Origin of the sequence: Bacillus sp. TH50, from assembly GCF_016650565.1 — a bacterium.
In the GTDB taxonomy this organism is placed as follows: Bacteria; Bacillota; Bacilli; order Bacillales; family Bacillaceae_G; genus Bacillus_A; species Bacillus_A mycoides.
In genome coordinates this window covers 826,583-842,174 of sequence record NZ_JAEKFM010000007.1, presented here as the reverse complement: position 1 = coordinate 842,174, position 15,592 = coordinate 826,583, and the positions used below count along the sequence as shown (strand labels likewise).

General features: G+C 34.6%; 13 protein-coding genes and 3 pseudogenes. 2 read left to right on the top strand and 14 right to left on the bottom strand.

The window, feature by feature from the left end:
* Positions 1-43 precede the first annotated feature (43 nt).
* The 4 genes and pseudogenes from lepB to JFU23_RS21365 all read right to left on the bottom strand — a co-directional run bounded on the left by lepB (position 44) and on the right by JFU23_RS21365 (position 3,188).
* The gene (gene lepB / locus JFU23_RS21380; RefSeq protein ID WP_002011277.1) at positions 44-607 is read right to left on the bottom strand and encodes a signal peptidase I; all 564 of its coding nucleotides are present in this window, start codon (positions 605-607) and stop codon (positions 44-46) included.
* Positions 608-816: 209 nt separating this feature from the next.
* Positions 817-1,410: a TVP38/TMEM64 family protein gene (locus JFU23_RS21375; protein WP_002011278.1), complete on the bottom strand. Its 594-nt coding sequence runs from the start codon at positions 1,408-1,410 to the stop codon at positions 817-819.
* Positions 1,411-1,765: 355 nt separating this feature from the next.
* A pseudogene (locus JFU23_RS21370) lies at positions 1,766-2,362 on the bottom strand (DUF4306 domain-containing protein).
* A gap of 244 nt (positions 2,363-2,606) precedes the next feature.
* The gene (locus tag JFU23_RS21365) at positions 2,607-3,188 is read right to left on the bottom strand and encodes a competence protein ComK (protein ID WP_002064195.1); all 582 of its coding nucleotides are present in this window, start codon (positions 3,186-3,188) and stop codon (positions 2,607-2,609) included.
* A gap of 436 nt (positions 3,189-3,624) precedes the next feature.
* On the opposite strand from JFU23_RS21365, the gene JFU23_RS21360 reads away from it, so the two are divergent.
* The gene (locus JFU23_RS21360; RefSeq protein ID WP_085309698.1) at positions 3,625-3,810 is read left to right on the top strand and encodes a hypothetical protein; all 186 of its coding nucleotides are present in this window, start codon (positions 3,625-3,627) and stop codon (positions 3,808-3,810) included.
* 115 nt (positions 3,811-3,925) lie between these two features.
* Here the strand turns inward: JFU23_RS21360 and cspA are convergent, their stop codons facing one another.
* Complete coding sequence (gene cspA, locus JFU23_RS21355) at positions 3,926-4,129, bottom strand: RNA chaperone/antiterminator CspA (RefSeq protein WP_002011282.1); 204 nt, start codon at positions 4,127-4,129, stop codon at positions 3,926-3,928.
* A 275-nt stretch (positions 4,130-4,404) separates the two neighbouring features.
* On the opposite strand from cspA, the gene JFU23_RS21350 reads away from it, so the two are divergent.
* Positions 4,405-4,899: a DUF6584 family protein gene (locus JFU23_RS21350; RefSeq protein ID WP_002011284.1), complete on the top strand. Its 495-nt coding sequence runs from the start codon at positions 4,405-4,407 to the stop codon at positions 4,897-4,899.
* A 136-nt stretch (positions 4,900-5,035) separates the two neighbouring features.
* Here the strand turns inward: JFU23_RS21350 and aceA are convergent, their stop codons facing one another.
* The 9 genes and pseudogenes from aceA to JFU23_RS21310 form a co-directional block, all read right to left on the bottom strand.
* Positions 5,036-6,313 carry an isocitrate lyase gene (gene aceA / locus JFU23_RS21345; RefSeq protein ID WP_033708881.1) on the bottom strand — a complete coding sequence of 426 codons (1,278 nt, stop codon included), beginning with the start codon at positions 6,311-6,313 and terminating at the stop codon, positions 5,036-5,038.
* Positions 6,314-6,338: 25 nt separating this feature from the next.
* Complete coding sequence (gene aceB / locus JFU23_RS21340) at positions 6,339-7,928, bottom strand: malate synthase A (protein WP_201032668.1); 1,590 nt, start codon at positions 7,926-7,928, stop codon at positions 6,339-6,341.
* Positions 7,929-8,112: 184 nt separating this feature from the next.
* Positions 8,113-8,778, bottom strand: a complete 666-nt coding sequence (locus JFU23_RS21335) for an S-layer homology domain-containing protein (RefSeq protein ID WP_000727132.1) — start codon at positions 8,776-8,778, stop codon at positions 8,113-8,115.
* Between the two features lie 330 nt (positions 8,779-9,108).
* Complete coding sequence (locus tag JFU23_RS21330; protein ID WP_201032667.1) at positions 9,109-9,759, bottom strand: S-layer homology domain-containing protein; 651 nt, start codon at positions 9,757-9,759, stop codon at positions 9,109-9,111.
* A 621-nt stretch (positions 9,760-10,380) separates the two neighbouring features.
* A pseudogene (locus tag JFU23_RS21325) lies at positions 10,381-11,058 on the bottom strand (S-layer homology domain-containing protein).
* A 77-nt stretch (positions 11,059-11,135) separates the two neighbouring features.
* Positions 11,136-12,044, bottom strand: a complete 909-nt coding sequence (locus JFU23_RS21320; protein WP_002166166.1) for a DMT family transporter — start codon at positions 12,042-12,044, stop codon at positions 11,136-11,138.
* 219 nt (positions 12,045-12,263) lie between these two features.
* On the bottom strand, positions 12,264-13,055 hold the full coding sequence (locus JFU23_RS31365) for a methyl-accepting chemotaxis protein (RefSeq protein ID WP_483862044.1): 792 nt from the start codon (positions 13,053-13,055) through the stop codon (positions 12,264-12,266).
* Positions 13,056-13,211: 156 nt separating this feature from the next.
* Positions 13,212-13,991, bottom strand: a pseudogene (locus tag JFU23_RS31360) (MCP four helix bundle domain-containing protein); the annotation flags it as partial.
* Positions 13,992-14,126: 135 nt separating this feature from the next.
* Positions 14,127-15,395, bottom strand: coding sequence for a M48 family metallopeptidase (locus JFU23_RS21310; RefSeq protein ID WP_201032665.1), 1,269 nt, complete (start codon positions 15,393-15,395; stop codon positions 14,127-14,129).
* Positions 15,396-15,592: the final 197 nt, after the last annotated feature.

Genomic DNA, 15,592 nt, shown 5'->3' with positions numbered 1-15,592 from the left:
AAACATACTCGTTTGTCTTTTCCTTATACTTCATTTTATTATATCAGCCTTTTGAGAAATTCGTTTGTACCTCTTGAATCGGCCAATATCGTAAATCAACTTTACCGACAACTGTATCAGCTTTCACAAAGCCGAAGTGCCTACTATCCCAGCTACCAAGGCGGTTGTCACCAACTACAAAAATAGAACCGGGTGGTACAAACTTTTCTTTCGTTAACTCTTCTAGTTTAAAATCGCCTGTTAATTGCCGTCCATTTGTCTCTTTCTTATACGTCTCTAAATAAGGTTCATCCACGAATTGTCCGTTTATATATAATTTATCATGCTTATATTCGATATGATCCCCAGGTAAACCGATAATTCGCTTTACATAGTCCTCTTTTTTATTCGCATGAAAAACGACGACATCAAATCGATTCAAGTCCCCTACTTGATAACTCACCTTATTTACAACGAGCATATTTCCATCTTGCAATGTCGGCATCATTGACTTCCCCTCTACAACGTACGTTGAAAAGAAAAACGTTCGAAAAAATACAGCTAATAGTACACCAATTAAAATTGTTCTTACCCACTCTAGCCCTTCTTTTTTCAAAGTTTTCTTCATTCGCTTCTCCCCTCGCCCTTTAATGATGAAGCTTGTATTTATAAAGTGAAACTTAATCGGTGGGGGTTTTGTTCATCCCCCACCGATTATTAGCCCGCACCAATCGGGCATTTACGGGCAGTTTGATCTCCCACCTAACTTCTTTACTTCAGTCGAATTTTTTGGTGGGAGTTTTACTGCCCGTTAATGCGGGACAAAGAAGACTTTTCCTAATGTAGTTCTAACTTTACTTCAATTTTTTTACCGACATACCATAAAATAAAAATAACAACGCCCACAATAACCGATTTCACCGGCTTATGAATAAATGACACTAAATCATGACCGATATACGTTAAAATAAAGATCATAACAAGCTTTCCAAATGCTAATGCTAGTCCAAACTGTTTTACACTAATGCGAGATAAACCAGCTACAACATTTATAAGCGCAGATGGTGTGAACGGAAAACAAAATATAACAAAGATTGGCGCGAACCCTTTTCTTTCAATCCATCCCATCGCTTTTCGCACTCTCTCATGCTTATTTACAAAAGAAAAGAAACGACTTCTTCCAAAGCTACGAATAATGAAAAATACAAGCATTGCACCAATTACTGACCCAATCCATGAATAAAGAAAACCGAACCAAAAACCAAATGCAACAGCATTCGCCAACACAAACACAATGAGTGGCAATGCCGGAATAAGCGCCTCTATCATCGGTAAGCCAATACCGAGAAGCGGTCCGAACGCACGATAACTTTCAACAATATGATCCATATTTTCTGGTGAAAAATACTCTTTGATCGTTTGAAAATCCATTCTACACTTTACCCCTTTACTCTAATTACTACCTCTACTGTATCATTGCTTAAATGAAAGAGGAAATGGTAGATACGACATATGGAGATGTATTTATTAAAGTTTCCATATCATTCGCTAGAATTCCTTCATTATTATGCTATGATAATCTTTCAATATTCGACAAGACATGAGAATAATTTAGACACCACGCACAGATTATAACTTAACGGTTATATATTATAAAAAAGAAGAAACTACAGAAAGTGTCAATCTGTAGTTTCAAAAAAACCCTTACTACGCGTAAGGTTATTTCTACCTGTATGGAAATGAGTAATGACAAATAATTGTTATACCTTCAAACAATTATCCTTTTCTAATGACTAGTTCTTACAAGAAACTTTTTTAGTAAGCGTATACTATCAATCACGATAAGTATTAATAAATATAAGAAAGATAGTATTAATACTGTACTTGGAATAGGTAACATTCGAAATTTGTATAAAAACTTATCAATCATATATATATCTTGCTCATTCGTTATAGTAGTAGGAGTGAATATAAGGTGCTCTTGCCAATTATCTATCCAAGTTAAATCAACTGTGGAAAATTGCATTATTCCTAACCACAAGTAAAAAAAAATCGGTATGAGAACCATATATTATAAACTATGTAATATCTTTTTTTCCTTCTTACATTCAATAATTTGAAAGACAATAAGTGTCAGTACGTACACAATCGATAGAAGAAATACTATAGTGACAATTGGTTGAATTGAAAAAGCAAATAGCAATTTATCAATTTCCCTAATTTGACTATATTCTGTTGCATTTTGAGGCGTAAAAATAAAATGTTGTTTATCAGCACCTATCATTAACTGACTGCCAACGAAACCAGTAAACATAAAGGTAAGAAATAATATAGGCAAAACAAGAATATATTGCGCCCAAAATAACATGGTCCTTTTCAACATAACAGCCCCCTTTTTTATATAATAAGGAAAGAACTATCCTGTATACCGCGAATATAAAATGATATATAATCACACTACATTAAGTATATTTAGGGAAATAACCCTTATATTGTAATTATATATCACCTTAAGTTATTAGAGAACGAAAATTCAGGAAATTAACCTTGTTTTATTTATGAATCTTACCGTGCAAATAGTATATATAACAAAATCAAAAAGGATGAGTCTCCCCATCCTTTCCCTCTTACACTTCGCCTTCCTTCACAAAATACACGTTCTCATATGCTGGTGTTAATTTAGATTCTTCATTTTTATCAATCTCTTTAAAGCAAGGATTCCCTTGTTTTTTCTTACGGTCTTCATATTCTGTCCGCAATTTCGCTGTACGATTTTGCTGATTTTCAAAGCTACTTTTTGACATTTCTAGTTTCACAGCGAAACCATTTATAAATCTAATAATAAGATTTCCATCTTTTAATTCTTTATTACCTTCAATATGAAAATGAGATAACCACGCACACTCTTTTCGAGAATAAGAATACGTAGGGAAAAAATAAAGTTGATCTGTCGGACTAATTGCGATAGGAGCTTTATGTGTAATACGAGTTAACTCCTTCGTTCCTTCTTTTCTTCCAAAGAAACTAGAACCATGTTTCCGGCAACTTCTCTCTATAATATCAAGAGGCTTTTGAAATACGAAAAAAGAATCTTCCATTTCAACAATTCGCGTAACAACTTTCTTTTCTCCTAGAACAACAGGAAGTAAGGCCATTGTATTTTTGCTTACAACATAGTTTTCGACATAACGTTCTACTTTACTTTCCATAGTCTACTATCTCCTTTTTTCCATTTATATTAGCAGCTGCATATATAATTTTAGCACCTATGAAAAGGAAATGGTTTACAGATTACGCTTTTTTACAATCTTTTATCATTTATCAAACATTTTATAAATCTCAAAATAATAATATGAAAATAAACACGTTAATGACTATATAAAAATTATTTATACTGTCTACAAATGTTTATAATCGCCCCCTCTTTTCACATCATTACAACAATCAACTTTGCTATAATTAAAATATAAAGTGAAACTTTAATCAGTGGGGGTTTTGTCCATCCCCCACTGATTATTAGCCTTCACCAATCGGGCGTTTACGGGCAGTTGATCTCCCACCTAACTTCTTTGCTCCAGCTGAATTTTGAGGTGGGAGTCTTACTGCCCGTTAATGCGGGATAAATCAAATACACGGAGGTCTCTCATGGAAGAAAAGCAAGATCATCCAACAATTCAAATGAAAAATAGTAGCATTATTATCGTAAAAAATTCTGCAAGTATTATATTCGGTCTATTTTTTATTTTACTGTTCTTCGCGAAGCCTTTTCGTAAATCTAAATGTCCAGAATGTAAGAAACGCGAAAAGAAAAAAGCTGTGAAAGAACACTAAAAGGCTTTCCTTTACGGAAAGCCTTTTTACATATCGATTATCAGTTCATTGTTCTTCATATTCAACAAAAAAAGGATGGCATAAGCCATCCTTTTTTCTATAATAAACTATAAAATTATAGTTTGATTACGTTTTTAGCTTGAGGTCCACGGTTGCCATCTTCGATTTCGAAGCTAACTTTTTGGCCTTCTTCTAAAGATTTGAAACCGTCAGTTTCGATTGCAGAGAAATGTACGAATACATCGTTTTCGCCTGGAACTTCGATGAAACCGAAGCCTTTTTCGTTGTTAAACCATTTTACTTGTCCTGTAACTGTCATAATTATTTCCTCCTACGAAAATACATTTTATTTAGTCTTCATGTATAAAAAAAGAATCCACACATTATCAAATTCGAAACATAAACTAGTTCTCACATACTTTTCCCCGTTTGTTTTCGGCATTTGATAATATATGGATTGCTTAATTTAATTATTCAACTGGTATTATCATAACACACTTAAAATAGAATGTACAATCTTTTTAAAAATAAAATTTCTAAATTTTATTATTTCTTATAAAATATAACCATACCTATTCTAATAAGGAGGCGTGTATGACAGAAATAATCCCTAAAAAAACATTAAAGAGAATTGAAAAAGATATTGAAAATAACAACCTTGGAAAAGCAAGAGATAGATTACACGGATTAATCACTACTTATCCGAATGAATTAGCACTTAGGAAAAAACTCGGTGACATTTACTTTACATTACAATACCCAGAAATGGCTGGACGGTATTGGTATCTTGAAAAAGAGAAAACAGATGTTATGCACGCGGCATGTCTACAGTTTGAAAAATCGATGGGAAACGACTCTTATCATATTGTACGTGCTTTAAAATTCAAAGGAGATCGTAACATTATTACAGGACTACACACCGAACGTCCCTTACAGCCATTGCAGAAAAAAGTGATAGAGGAACTAATTGATGATTATGAAGAAACATGGAAAGACAAACTATTTACATGGGGCTGTCTATCATTATTCGCATTCCTTCTTTTTACTGCTATCGTTGGTATATTCACTATATTGGATTGGATATTTTAAATAGAAGTGAACGTCCCACAATACGACGACAAATAAAATTACATCAACTTTCCGACAAAGTTTAACAATGTCAGCGACGTAATAATAAATAAGAAAAGTGCCCCAAAAATATTTTTTGGGGCACCTACTTATACCTTTATTTCGTAAACTGCTCTTCTTCCGTAGATCCTTTTAAAGCAGTCGTTGATGAAGTACCGCCCGTAATTACTTGTGCTACTTCATCAAAGTATCCTGTTCCTACTTCGCGTTGATGGCGCGTTGCAGAGTAACCATCTTTTTCTGCTGCGAACTCTGCTTGTTGTAATTCAGAGTACGCTGCCATGCCGCGCTCTTTATAACCACGCGCTAATTCAAACATGCCGTAATTTAATGAATGGAATCCAGCAAGCGTTACGAACTGGAATTTATAACCGTATGATGCAATTTCTTTTTGGAAGCTTGCAATTGTTTTTTCATCTAATTTTTGTTTCCAGTTAAAAGAAGGGGAACAGTTGTAAGCAAGTAGCTTCCCTGGATATTTCTTATGAATTGCGTCCGCAAAGCGTTTTGCATCTTCTAAATTTGGCTCCGACGTTTCACACCAAACGAGATCTGCATACGGCGCATACGCTAAACCACGTGCAATTGCTTGATCAAGACCTGCTTTCGTATGATAAAACCCTTCTGGCGTTCTTTCACCTGTAATAAACTCTTGATCAACTGGATCGATATCGCTCGTAATTAAATCTGCCGCATCTGCATCTGTTCTTGCGACGATAATTGTTGGTACACCCATTACATCCGCAGCAAGACGTGCCGAAATTAAATTACGCACCGCTGTTTGCGTCGGTAATAATACTTTTCCGCCTAAATGCCCGCATTTTTTCTCTGAAGATAATTGGTCTTCAAAGTGCACGCCAGATGCACCCGCTTCAATCATCCCTTTCATTAATTCAAATACGTTTAACTGTCCACCAAACCCAGCTTCAGCATCCGCCACAATTGGGACGAAATAATCCGTATCACCGTTACCTTCCATATGCTGAATTTGATCAGCACGTTGAAGTGTTTGGTTAATTCGTTTTACAACAGCTGGCACACTGTTCGCTGGGTATAAGCTTTGGTCAGGATACATATGTCCAGAAAGGTTCGCATCTGCCGCTACTTGCCAACCGCTTAAATAAATTGCTTTTAATCCAGCCTTCACTTGTTGCATCGCTTGGTTTCCTGTTAATGCCCCAAGTGCATTAATATAATCTTCTGTATGAAGTGATTTCCAAAGCTTCTCTGCACCGCAGCGCGCTAACGTATGTTCAATATCAATCGATCCGCGCAGACGAATTACATCTTCAGCTGTATATGGACGTGTTATCCCTTTCCAGCGCGTATCTAATTCCCAGCTTTCCTGCAATTTATCAATTCTTTCGTTTTTCATATGTTCCATCCCCTTTTCTTGTTTCTTATAAAATTTCATAACCCGGTAATGTTAAAAACGGCATGAACTCGTTATTACGAACAAGGTTTGTAAACAGTTTTGTAGCTTCTTCAAATCTCCCCTTATTAAATGCTTCCTTACCAATCTCTCTTTCTATTTTTGCTAGTTCTTCTTCTTTCAATTCTTCCATTAATTTAAAAGTGATATTACGGCCATCACTTAGCTTTCCACCCTCATGACGAATCCACTGCCATACTTGTGCTCTTGATATTTCTGCTGTTGCTGCATCTTCCATTAAGTTATAAATTGGAGCTGCTCCCCGCCCGCTTAACCAAGATGCAATATATTGAATACCGACGTTAATATTCGTGCGAAGACCACCTTCTGTAATCGTTCCCATCGGTACTTCTAATAAATCCTTTTCTGTTACACGTATTCCTTCACGCTTTCTAAAAATTTGATTTGGCGTTTTCATTATGTGATTAAATACTTCCATTGCAACCGGTACAAGTCCCGGGTGGGCAACCCAAGTCCCATCATGACCGTCTAAAGCTTCGCGCTCCTTATCAGCACGCACTTTCTCGAAAGCTGCCTCATTTGCTTCTGGATCATTTTTAATTGGGATTTGCGCCGCCATCCCTCCGATTGCTGGCGCATTACGACGATGACACGTTTGAATAACTTTCAAAGAATACGCGCGCATAAACGGCGCTGTCATCGTGACTTGCGCTCTATCCGGAAGTAAAAATTCATTATGATTACGGAAGCTCTTTAAGAAACTAAATATATAATCCCATCGTCCGCAGTTTAAACCAGCAGAATGATCTCTTAGTTCATACAAAATTTCATCCATTTCAAATGAAGCGTGAATCGTTTCTATTAACACAGTCGCTTTAATCGTTCCGTTCGGAATACCGATATACTTTTGAGCGAATACGAAAACGTCATTCCATAATCTTGCCTCTAAGTAACTTTCCATTTTCGGTAAGTAAAAGTACGGGCCACTTCCTTTTGCTAAAAGCGTCTTCGCATTATGGAAAAAGTACAAACCAAAATCTACTAAACTGCTAGACATGTTCTTGCCGTCAACTTGCATATGTTTTTCTTCTAAATGCCACCCTCTCGGACGCACAATTAATACAGCTGTTTTACTATTTAAACGATATTCTTTTCCGTTTTCATTTTTATGTGAGATCGTTCCCTCACTCGCATCTCGTAAGTTAATTTGACCTTCGACAGCATTTCTCCAAGTTGGTGCATTCGAATCTTCAAAGTCTGCCATAAAAAGATGTGCTCCTGAATTTAAAGCGTTAATGACCATCTTTCTATCCACCGGACCAGTAATCTCCACGCGGCGATCCTCTAAATCTTTCGGAAGCTGGGCGATTGTCCAATCCCCTTCACGTATATGCTTTGTTTCTTCTAAAAACTTAGGAAACTCCCCTGCATCAATTCTTTTTTGTTTCTCCACACGCTTTTGTAAAAGTTCCGTGCGGCGTTCATTGAAATTTTCATGCAGTTCCTTTAAAAAACTAAGCGCCTCAGGTGTCAATATTTCGTTGTACGCTGGTAACATTTCTCCGGCCAGTGTAACCCGTGAAGTTTGCGTCGACATATTAGCATCCCCTTCTTAAACTGTCTTATAACAGATTTTATTTTATGTTTTATATTATATAACAAATCTTCGGAAAAGGAAGTTTTTTTTGAAAATTTAATGATTTTTTTACAAAACTGTGTTTATCTATTATGATTTCAACAAAAAAAGAGTCAGTGTTATATAACACTGACTCTTTTTTTATTTATTCAAAAATTGTCTTAAATAAGAACTGCGCATATTGTTCACGTGTTACTTTCATGTTTGGAGCAAAGTTTCCAGTTCCATCTCCTACAGAAATACCATTTGAACCTACTGCATTAATCGCATTGTATGCCCAATGTCCTTTCGGTACATCTTTAAATCCTTGTGTTCCTTTTACTTCTAACTCATATGCTACTGTAAGCACTTGAGCCATTTCTGCACGTGTTAGTGTATCTTTCGGTCTAAAGTTTCCAGTTCCATCACCGTTAAAGATACCTACCTCTGTTAATACTAAAATTTCTTCTAAGAACATTGTTGATTTTTCATTAATATCTTTGTATGGATTCTCAAGGATATCGCCTTCCTCGAATACTTCACTGAAATCGATAGTACGATAAATCAAAGCAGCTACTTGTTCACGAGTTATGTTATGTCCAAAACCGAACACGCCATTTCCATAACCAAGCATAATTTCTTCTTGTGCTAAAGTTTGAATTGCTTCGTAAGACCAATGTCCTGCTGGTACATCTTTAAAGATAGCCTGACTTGCTTGTTGTGGCTTAGGCTTAGCAGCTACTTCAGCATTCGCTGTAGCGCCTTCAGCACTAAATGCAACTCCACCCATAATTGTTAAAGCTGTTGCTACTTTTAAAATCTTTTTCTTCATTTTGTTCTCTCCCTAAAAAAACATATTTTTTTCTAATATAAAGAATTCATGGAAAAGTAACAATACACTTATCCATATAACATTTGTCTAATTTGTGAACTGTATTTCATATACTTATCTTTATACTTAATGAACAATGAAGTTACTAAATCGCTTTTAAAAAATATAAAAAGTAACTAAAATTAGTATATTTTTCCCATTTAATACTATTCACCAAACTATGAACAGCAGAATAAATATGCAAATAAACAATTTAAAATAAGAAAAAAAGCGCGTTATCTTCGCGCTTTTTTAAAAAATATACTATATTAATATAATTTAAATTTCATGTTATTCATTTTTTAAGTGGAAATTAATAATAGCTTTATATAAAAATGTTGCATATTGCTCACGTGTTACAATTTTATGCGGTTCAAACTTTCCATTTCCTGTTCCTACTATGACATTATTAGATTGCAAGGCACTAATTGCATTTTTCGCCCAGTAATTATTTGGTACATCTTTAAATGTATGCTGTTGCTTCACTTCAAAGGAATATGTCTGTGTAAGAACTTGCGCTACTTCTGCACGTGTTATTGTTTCTCTAGGTCTAAAGTTCCCCTTCTCATCACCTTTAAAAATACCGCGTTCTGTTAATGCTAAAATTTCATTTGGAAACATTGTTGATCTTTCAGAAATATCATTATACGGATTTTTTAACGGTCCTTCATGTTTTATATTAAGTGCGCGATATAGTACTGCGGCCACTTGTTCACGTGTTACGTTATCACCTACACCAAACTTTCCATTTCCATAACCTAGCATAATTTTATTATATACCGCATCTAGAATATAATCATATGCCCAATGGTTTACTGGGACATCGTCAAATACAATCATTTCAGGATATTCTTCTGCTTTTATGTTAGGAACATTTGCACTTACCAATAATCCACCCATAATAGTCGCTGCCGCCATTATACGGAACATTTTTTTCTTCATAGTCCTCGCTCCTTCATTTCCACTTTATTAAAAGTGGAACATAATAGACTAAATTCTTTCCCCATATTACATATGCTGTATTTGCAAGCCCTATGTAATATATTGCATTTTTAACATCTATTATTTTGAAGATTACTAGGAGAGCCAATTCGCTCTCAATTCCAATTGGTATTCTGAATTGCATGCAAATCATTTGAAAAAATATTCTTATCTTTGCGCTCTAGTTTCCCTGTTTGATTTTCAAAAAGGATAAACAAAAGCTTTTGCAAAGATGCTATATATACAATATTCTACTATCTACTAATCAAGTCCTTCACTTATAAAAATTTCACTTTATAGACAAAAAAAGCGCAAATATCATATTTGCGCTTTTTTCGAGCTTCATAGATTAATCGTTTGCGTAGAATCTATGAAGTGCATTATTTAAGAACTTCGCATACTGTTCACGGGTTACAAGTTTTTAAATAAACCATTACCCGTTTCAACTATAGCTTTATTAGACTGTAAGGCGCTAATCAAATCTTTAGCCCAATGATTTTCTGATATGTCATTTCACTTTTCATACAAAAGGTACAAATATGATCTATTTGCACTTTTACTACATAATAATGTAGCTCTTATTTATTCCATTTTCCCTAGCGAATTATCGATTGCCTTTTTTAAGAATTTCGCAAATTGCCCTCGTGTTACAAACATTTCAGGTTCAAATTTCCCAGCGCCTGTTCCTGCTACAACGTTATTAGATTGCAGCGCACTAATCGCATCTCTTGCCCAATAATCCTCTGATACGTCTGTAAATGTATGATATCGTTTTGCTTTCAGATTATATGCTTTTACCAAAATTTGCGCTAGTTCCGCACGAGTTAACGTATCTTTTGGACGGAAGTTCTGATTTTCGTCTCCTTTAAAAATACCGATCTTTGTTAAGTGTAAAATTTCATAAGGAAACATTGTTGATTTCCCGTCAATATCTCCTTATGGATTTTCAATATGTACATTTCGTTTCAAATTTAGTGCGCGATACAGTACTGCTGCTGCTTGTTCACGGGTTACATTATCTTCTACACCAAATTTCCCATTTCCGTAGCCATACATAATCCGGTAATATACTAAATTCATAATTTCATTATAAGCCCAATGATCATTTGCTAAATCATCAAATTCTAGCATAATATCAGGTGGAGGTGGAGATTGGTGAATTCCATCTGTATTTGCTGAAACAATATTACCGCTAACAAATATCCCCCCTATTAAAGTTAATGATGTCGCTATCTTTAATAACTTTTTCATCTCTCTCATCCGCCTCTTCCTTTATTTTCCTACTTTTATATTGTGCAAAAAATAAGAAAATTCTCAATACGTTAGGAGGTAATTTTTCACACTTCATAATACGTATTTTCTTTTACCACCACTTTTTCATCCTTCGTTTTTCGAAAAGTAAACGCCATTCCTACAAATATAAGAATAATCCCTACAATTTGCATACTAGTCGGTCTAAAACCGGTAAAGATCGTATCTAACAAAATGGCAACAGCAGGATCTAAAAACACTAATACAGAAATAAGTCTCGTCGGTAAATCTCTTAAACTGTCAAAAAATAAGTAATATACAAACCCAGTATGTATAAGTCCTGTCGCAGTAATCATCATCCAGTTCATCTCTGTTAATCCTTGAAAATGTCCGAAATCTACGAATGGTAGCAATAAAAATATGCCTAAAAACGTTTGTAAAAAGGTCATCGCATATGCACTCGTATGCTGAATCCCCTTTCCTAGTAACGTGGTAAAAGCATAAAATAAAGCCGCAAGAAGTGCCCATACCATTCCAGATGACATTAATTTCTCAAGCGACATACTACCGTCCACTCCAGCTACTAACACTGTGCCGATAAAACAAATAACAATGGACATAACAGCAAATACTGTTAGCCTCTCTTTAAATACGATACTACCGATCATTAATACGATAATTGGAGCGAGATGATACACTGAAATCGCAATTGTAATCGACATGAGTTCAAACGCTTTAAATAAAAACACCCAGTTAAAAACGAGAAATACGCCACACGCTAATATTTGCACAATTTCTTTTTTATTCCATTTCTCATTTTTATATTGTCCTGTTGCAAACCAACATAGCGTTAAAAATAAAGTCGCACAAATACAACGAATAAATACTAATTCAAAAGATGGTAAACCCGTTTGGACAGAAAAAAATCCAATCGATCCGAAAATAGACATCGAAAGAATCATTTTTATAGCCGGCATTGATTTTGAATGAAACAATTTTCTCCTCCCCCTACAATCATCTCTTTATAAACTAAAAATTCTAAAAACATTACATATCATTATATATCACAATTGAAAAACTGTAAAAAAATAGAATGTAAAAAGTAGAGTTCACACCAAATTTTCATAATAAAAAAATCATCCTTTATTTCTTATAAAGGATGATTTTTTTGCTATTTATTCAGAGGAATTTCACTATATATAAACTTAAATATACTATTTTTGAAGAGTAAATTGTGAAACAATCTGCTTTAATCCTCCTGCTACGCTATGCAGATGCTCAATTGAAACTGAGATTTCTTGAACTGATTTTTCTTGCTGATGAATAGACTCTTTTACCCTATCAGTTCGATCAGATGATCTTTGGGAAATTTGAGCCATGTCTTCTGCAGAAGCAGAAACCTCCTCACTACTCGCTGCAATTTCATCTGTAGACATAGATACAGTTTGAATTTGATTAGATACTTGCTGCACTTTTTCAGTGATTTTTCCAAATACTTTTTCTGTATTCATCACTACTTGTGTACCTGCCTGTACCTCATTATCTACTTTCCCCATCATGTCTACCGTATGGTTCGTTGTTCCCATAACTTGAATAATAAGTTTCTCAATTTGTTTTGCAGAATCACTAGATTGTTCTGCTAATTTTCTTACTTCATCTGCCACAATTGCAAATCCTCTACCACTTTCTCCAGCACGTGCAGCCTCAATTGCTGCATTTAATGCTAATAAGTTAATCTGAGAGGTAATACCTTGCATAACATCAATGATTTTAACAATTTCTTCTGATTGTTCTTTCATAGTCTCTACTTGTTTCACACCGCTATGTACTGAATTTTGGATTGTATCCATCTGTTGAATCATTTGTTTCATTAATTTGTTACCACTCTCTGCATCTAATGCTGATTGAGCAGACAATTCATTTACAGAGGATGATGTATTCACTATGCTCTGCATTCCTTGTGTCAACTCTTCCATCGCACCCGCAGTTTGTTCCATTGCTTGCATTTGGCTCTCTGCGCCATTGGCAACTTCTTCAATATCTATAGTGATTTTCTTTGCTGCACCGCTAGATACTTCTGATGCAGATACTACTCCGTCTGCATGTTGGAATAAAAGCTGAATATTATTCTCTACTTCTTGCATATTTGTTCTTAGCCCTGCAATCATCTCGTTAAAATCACTTACTAATATACCTAATTCATCTTTAGCATTATAATCACCATGTACAGTTAAATCTCCCTCTTTTGCTCTTTCCATCATACGGCTAACCGTTTGTAAAGGAGCAACTATAAGTTTGCTAATAATATAACTTACTATACATATAATGATTGTAGTAACTACTGCAAGAATGATAAAGGTAATAACGGACCGATCTATCATTTTTTGAGAATCTTTAAATACTTGGTCAGCTAAATTTGAAACATACTCTTCTAAATCTACAGCATAAGCAGCTAACTCTACTCCCTTCGGTTTTAAGTCCTTTTGAAATTCGTTTACCATTTGAGATTCATTTGTTCCCTTTGCTTTGTCAAACAACTTCTTATATGTCTCCATATAACTTGGCAAAGATTTCTTCATCTTCTGAAACAGCTCATCCTCTTGCTTACTTAAATTAACGCCATCATCATATTCTTTTAATAAAGAATCATATTTTTTAAGATCCTTTTCAACATTACCAATAATCCCTTCTTTATTTGTCCCCTCATTTTGTGACGTTGTAATTAATTCTAGTAAGTTATATTCTAGTGAATTTTGTGTACGAAGCATTCCTTCTAATAAAACTGCAGAATTTTGATAATCATCTACTACAACCTCTGTATCGTGCTTAATCTTATTAATAGAATTAATTGCTACACAACTCATAATTGCCATGCCCAAAACTGCTAATGAGATAAGTAAGAATAATTTATGTTTCACTTTTAAATTTTGTAAAAAATACATATTTCCACCTTTATTCCTTCATATATAGATTTTTAGAATTTTATAGCTTATTATTTACAAAATCACAATAAAAAGCAATGATAAATATTCCCAATACCAAACTTATATTTCTATAAAAAAGAAGTAGCATAATCGCTACTTCTTGTTTTTTTGTTTTTCATATTGTTCAAATGTATGAATCCTTTCAAAAATTGGCGGATGTGTGTATAAGAAAAATTTCACTAACGCAGGCGGATTCACTTGGCTTAAGCTTGTTTTTGATAAATATTGAAAAGTTTTCACACCAGACTTCCCATCTTTCGTCATATTTAAAGCATATTGATCTGCCGCTCGTTCTTCTATACGTGAAACGTAGTTTGTTGCTGGTTGTGATGCAAAAGATAATAAAGAGGAAATTAAGAAAAATAAAGGTAAAATCGAGAAACATGCCATTTTTGAAATTTTCAGCGTATCTCCCCATTTTCGAATACACAAATTTAAAATTCGACTAATTACATACATACCTATAAACGATAGTAAAATATAACTCCCAACGCCCCAATATATATGTTTCATAACATAATGTCCCATTTCATGAGCCATTATAAATAAAATCTCTTTATCTTTTAATTGCTTAAGCGTTGTATCCCACATTACAATACGCGAGTTAAGGCCAATTCCTGTTACATATGCATTTAACGAATTCGTTTTTTCCGACATATTTACTTCATATACGTGTTTAGCAGGAATGTCAGCTTTGTCTGCCATCGCTAAAATTTTCGTTTCTAACTCTTTATTTTTCAACGTCGAGAAGTCGTTGTAAAGCGGATCAATAATAACAGGCTGTACGAACGTTAAAAAGATTGTAAATGGTACAGAGAGTGCCCATCCTGCTAGCCACCATCTCTTCGGGAATTTACGGATAAGCCATAACAAAACCGTAACAATGAGTAACATAGTCGCATAGTTCACCCAAAAATCGATGACATGATCTTTTATCCAGCTTTGTGTGCTTTGCGTAGATATTCCGTAATCAACGGACACTTTACGCCCGATCCATTGCATCGGTAATGCAAGAACTGTTGTTAGTAGTGATAAATAAAAGAAATAAATCGCAACTTGTAAGACATTTATTTTGGTCGTTTCCTTCGACCATTTCTCAAACTTTTTTGAAATACCGAGCACGAGTACAAATAATAAAATAATCCATTCAAGAGGCGTCGCTAAAAAGAACAGTAAATTTTTCACACGCGAATAATCTTGACTTAGCGTAAGCTCCCTCGCATTCATAAAGGTTTCTGGATCTGCACTCGTTCCTTTATACATGTCCGGAATCAGTTCATGATTCCATCCAAATAAATACCAATATATAAGTAACGCAAACCCAACGTACAAAAAAAGCGACCACCCAATAACTTTCCTCACGCTATTCCCTCCTCTATGCTGCCTGTCTATTATTATTGTAAGTTCGTACTTTCAAAATTAGAACAAGCTAATCGTGATAATTGTTCTAGCTCGTTCAATTTACATAAAAAAACTCTTCTATTACAAGAAGAGTTTCACCGGCTCATAATCTGGTATAAGAAATGTACTTACAAACCAGTGCCTTTTACATATCGTAT

Coding starts and splice junctions, on each gene's coding strand:
- aceB (WP_201032668.1), bottom strand. CDS start 7,928: ATGTCGACGCAAACTTCACGGGTTACACTGGCCGGAGAAATGTTACCA.
- JFU23_RS21375 (WP_002011278.1), bottom strand. CDS start 1,410: ATGGATTTTCAAACGATCAAAGAGTATTTTTCACCAGAAAATATGGAT.
- JFU23_RS21350 (WP_002011284.1), top strand. CDS start 4,405: ATGACAGAAATAATCCCTAAAAAAACATTAAAGAGAATTGAAAAAGAT.
- lepB (WP_002011277.1), bottom strand. CDS start 607: ATGAAGAAAACTTTGAAAAAAGAAGGGCTAGAGTGGGTAAGAACAATT.
- JFU23_RS21360 (WP_085309698.1), top strand. CDS start 3,625: ATGGAAGAAAAGCAAGATCATCCAACAATTCAAATGAAAAATAGTAGC.
- JFU23_RS31365 (WP_483862044.1), bottom strand. CDS start 13,055: ATGCAAGCAATGGAACAAACTGCGGGTGCGATGGAAGAGTTGACACAA.
- JFU23_RS21335 (WP_000727132.1), bottom strand. CDS start 8,778: ATGAAGAAAAAGATTTTAAAAGTAGCAACAGCTTTAACAATTATGGGT.
- cspA (WP_002011282.1), bottom strand. CDS start 4,129: ATGACAGTTACAGGACAAGTAAAATGGTTTAACAACGAAAAAGGCTTC.
- JFU23_RS21365 (WP_002064195.1), bottom strand. CDS start 3,188: ATGGAAAGTAAAGTAGAACGTTATGTCGAAAACTATGTTGTAAGCAAA.
- JFU23_RS21330 (WP_201032667.1), bottom strand. CDS start 9,759: ATGAAGAAAAAAATGTTCCGTATAATGGCGGCAGCGACTATTATGGGT.
- aceA (WP_033708881.1), bottom strand. CDS start 6,313: ATGAAAAACGAAAGAATTGATAAATTGCAGGAAAGCTGGGAATTAGAT.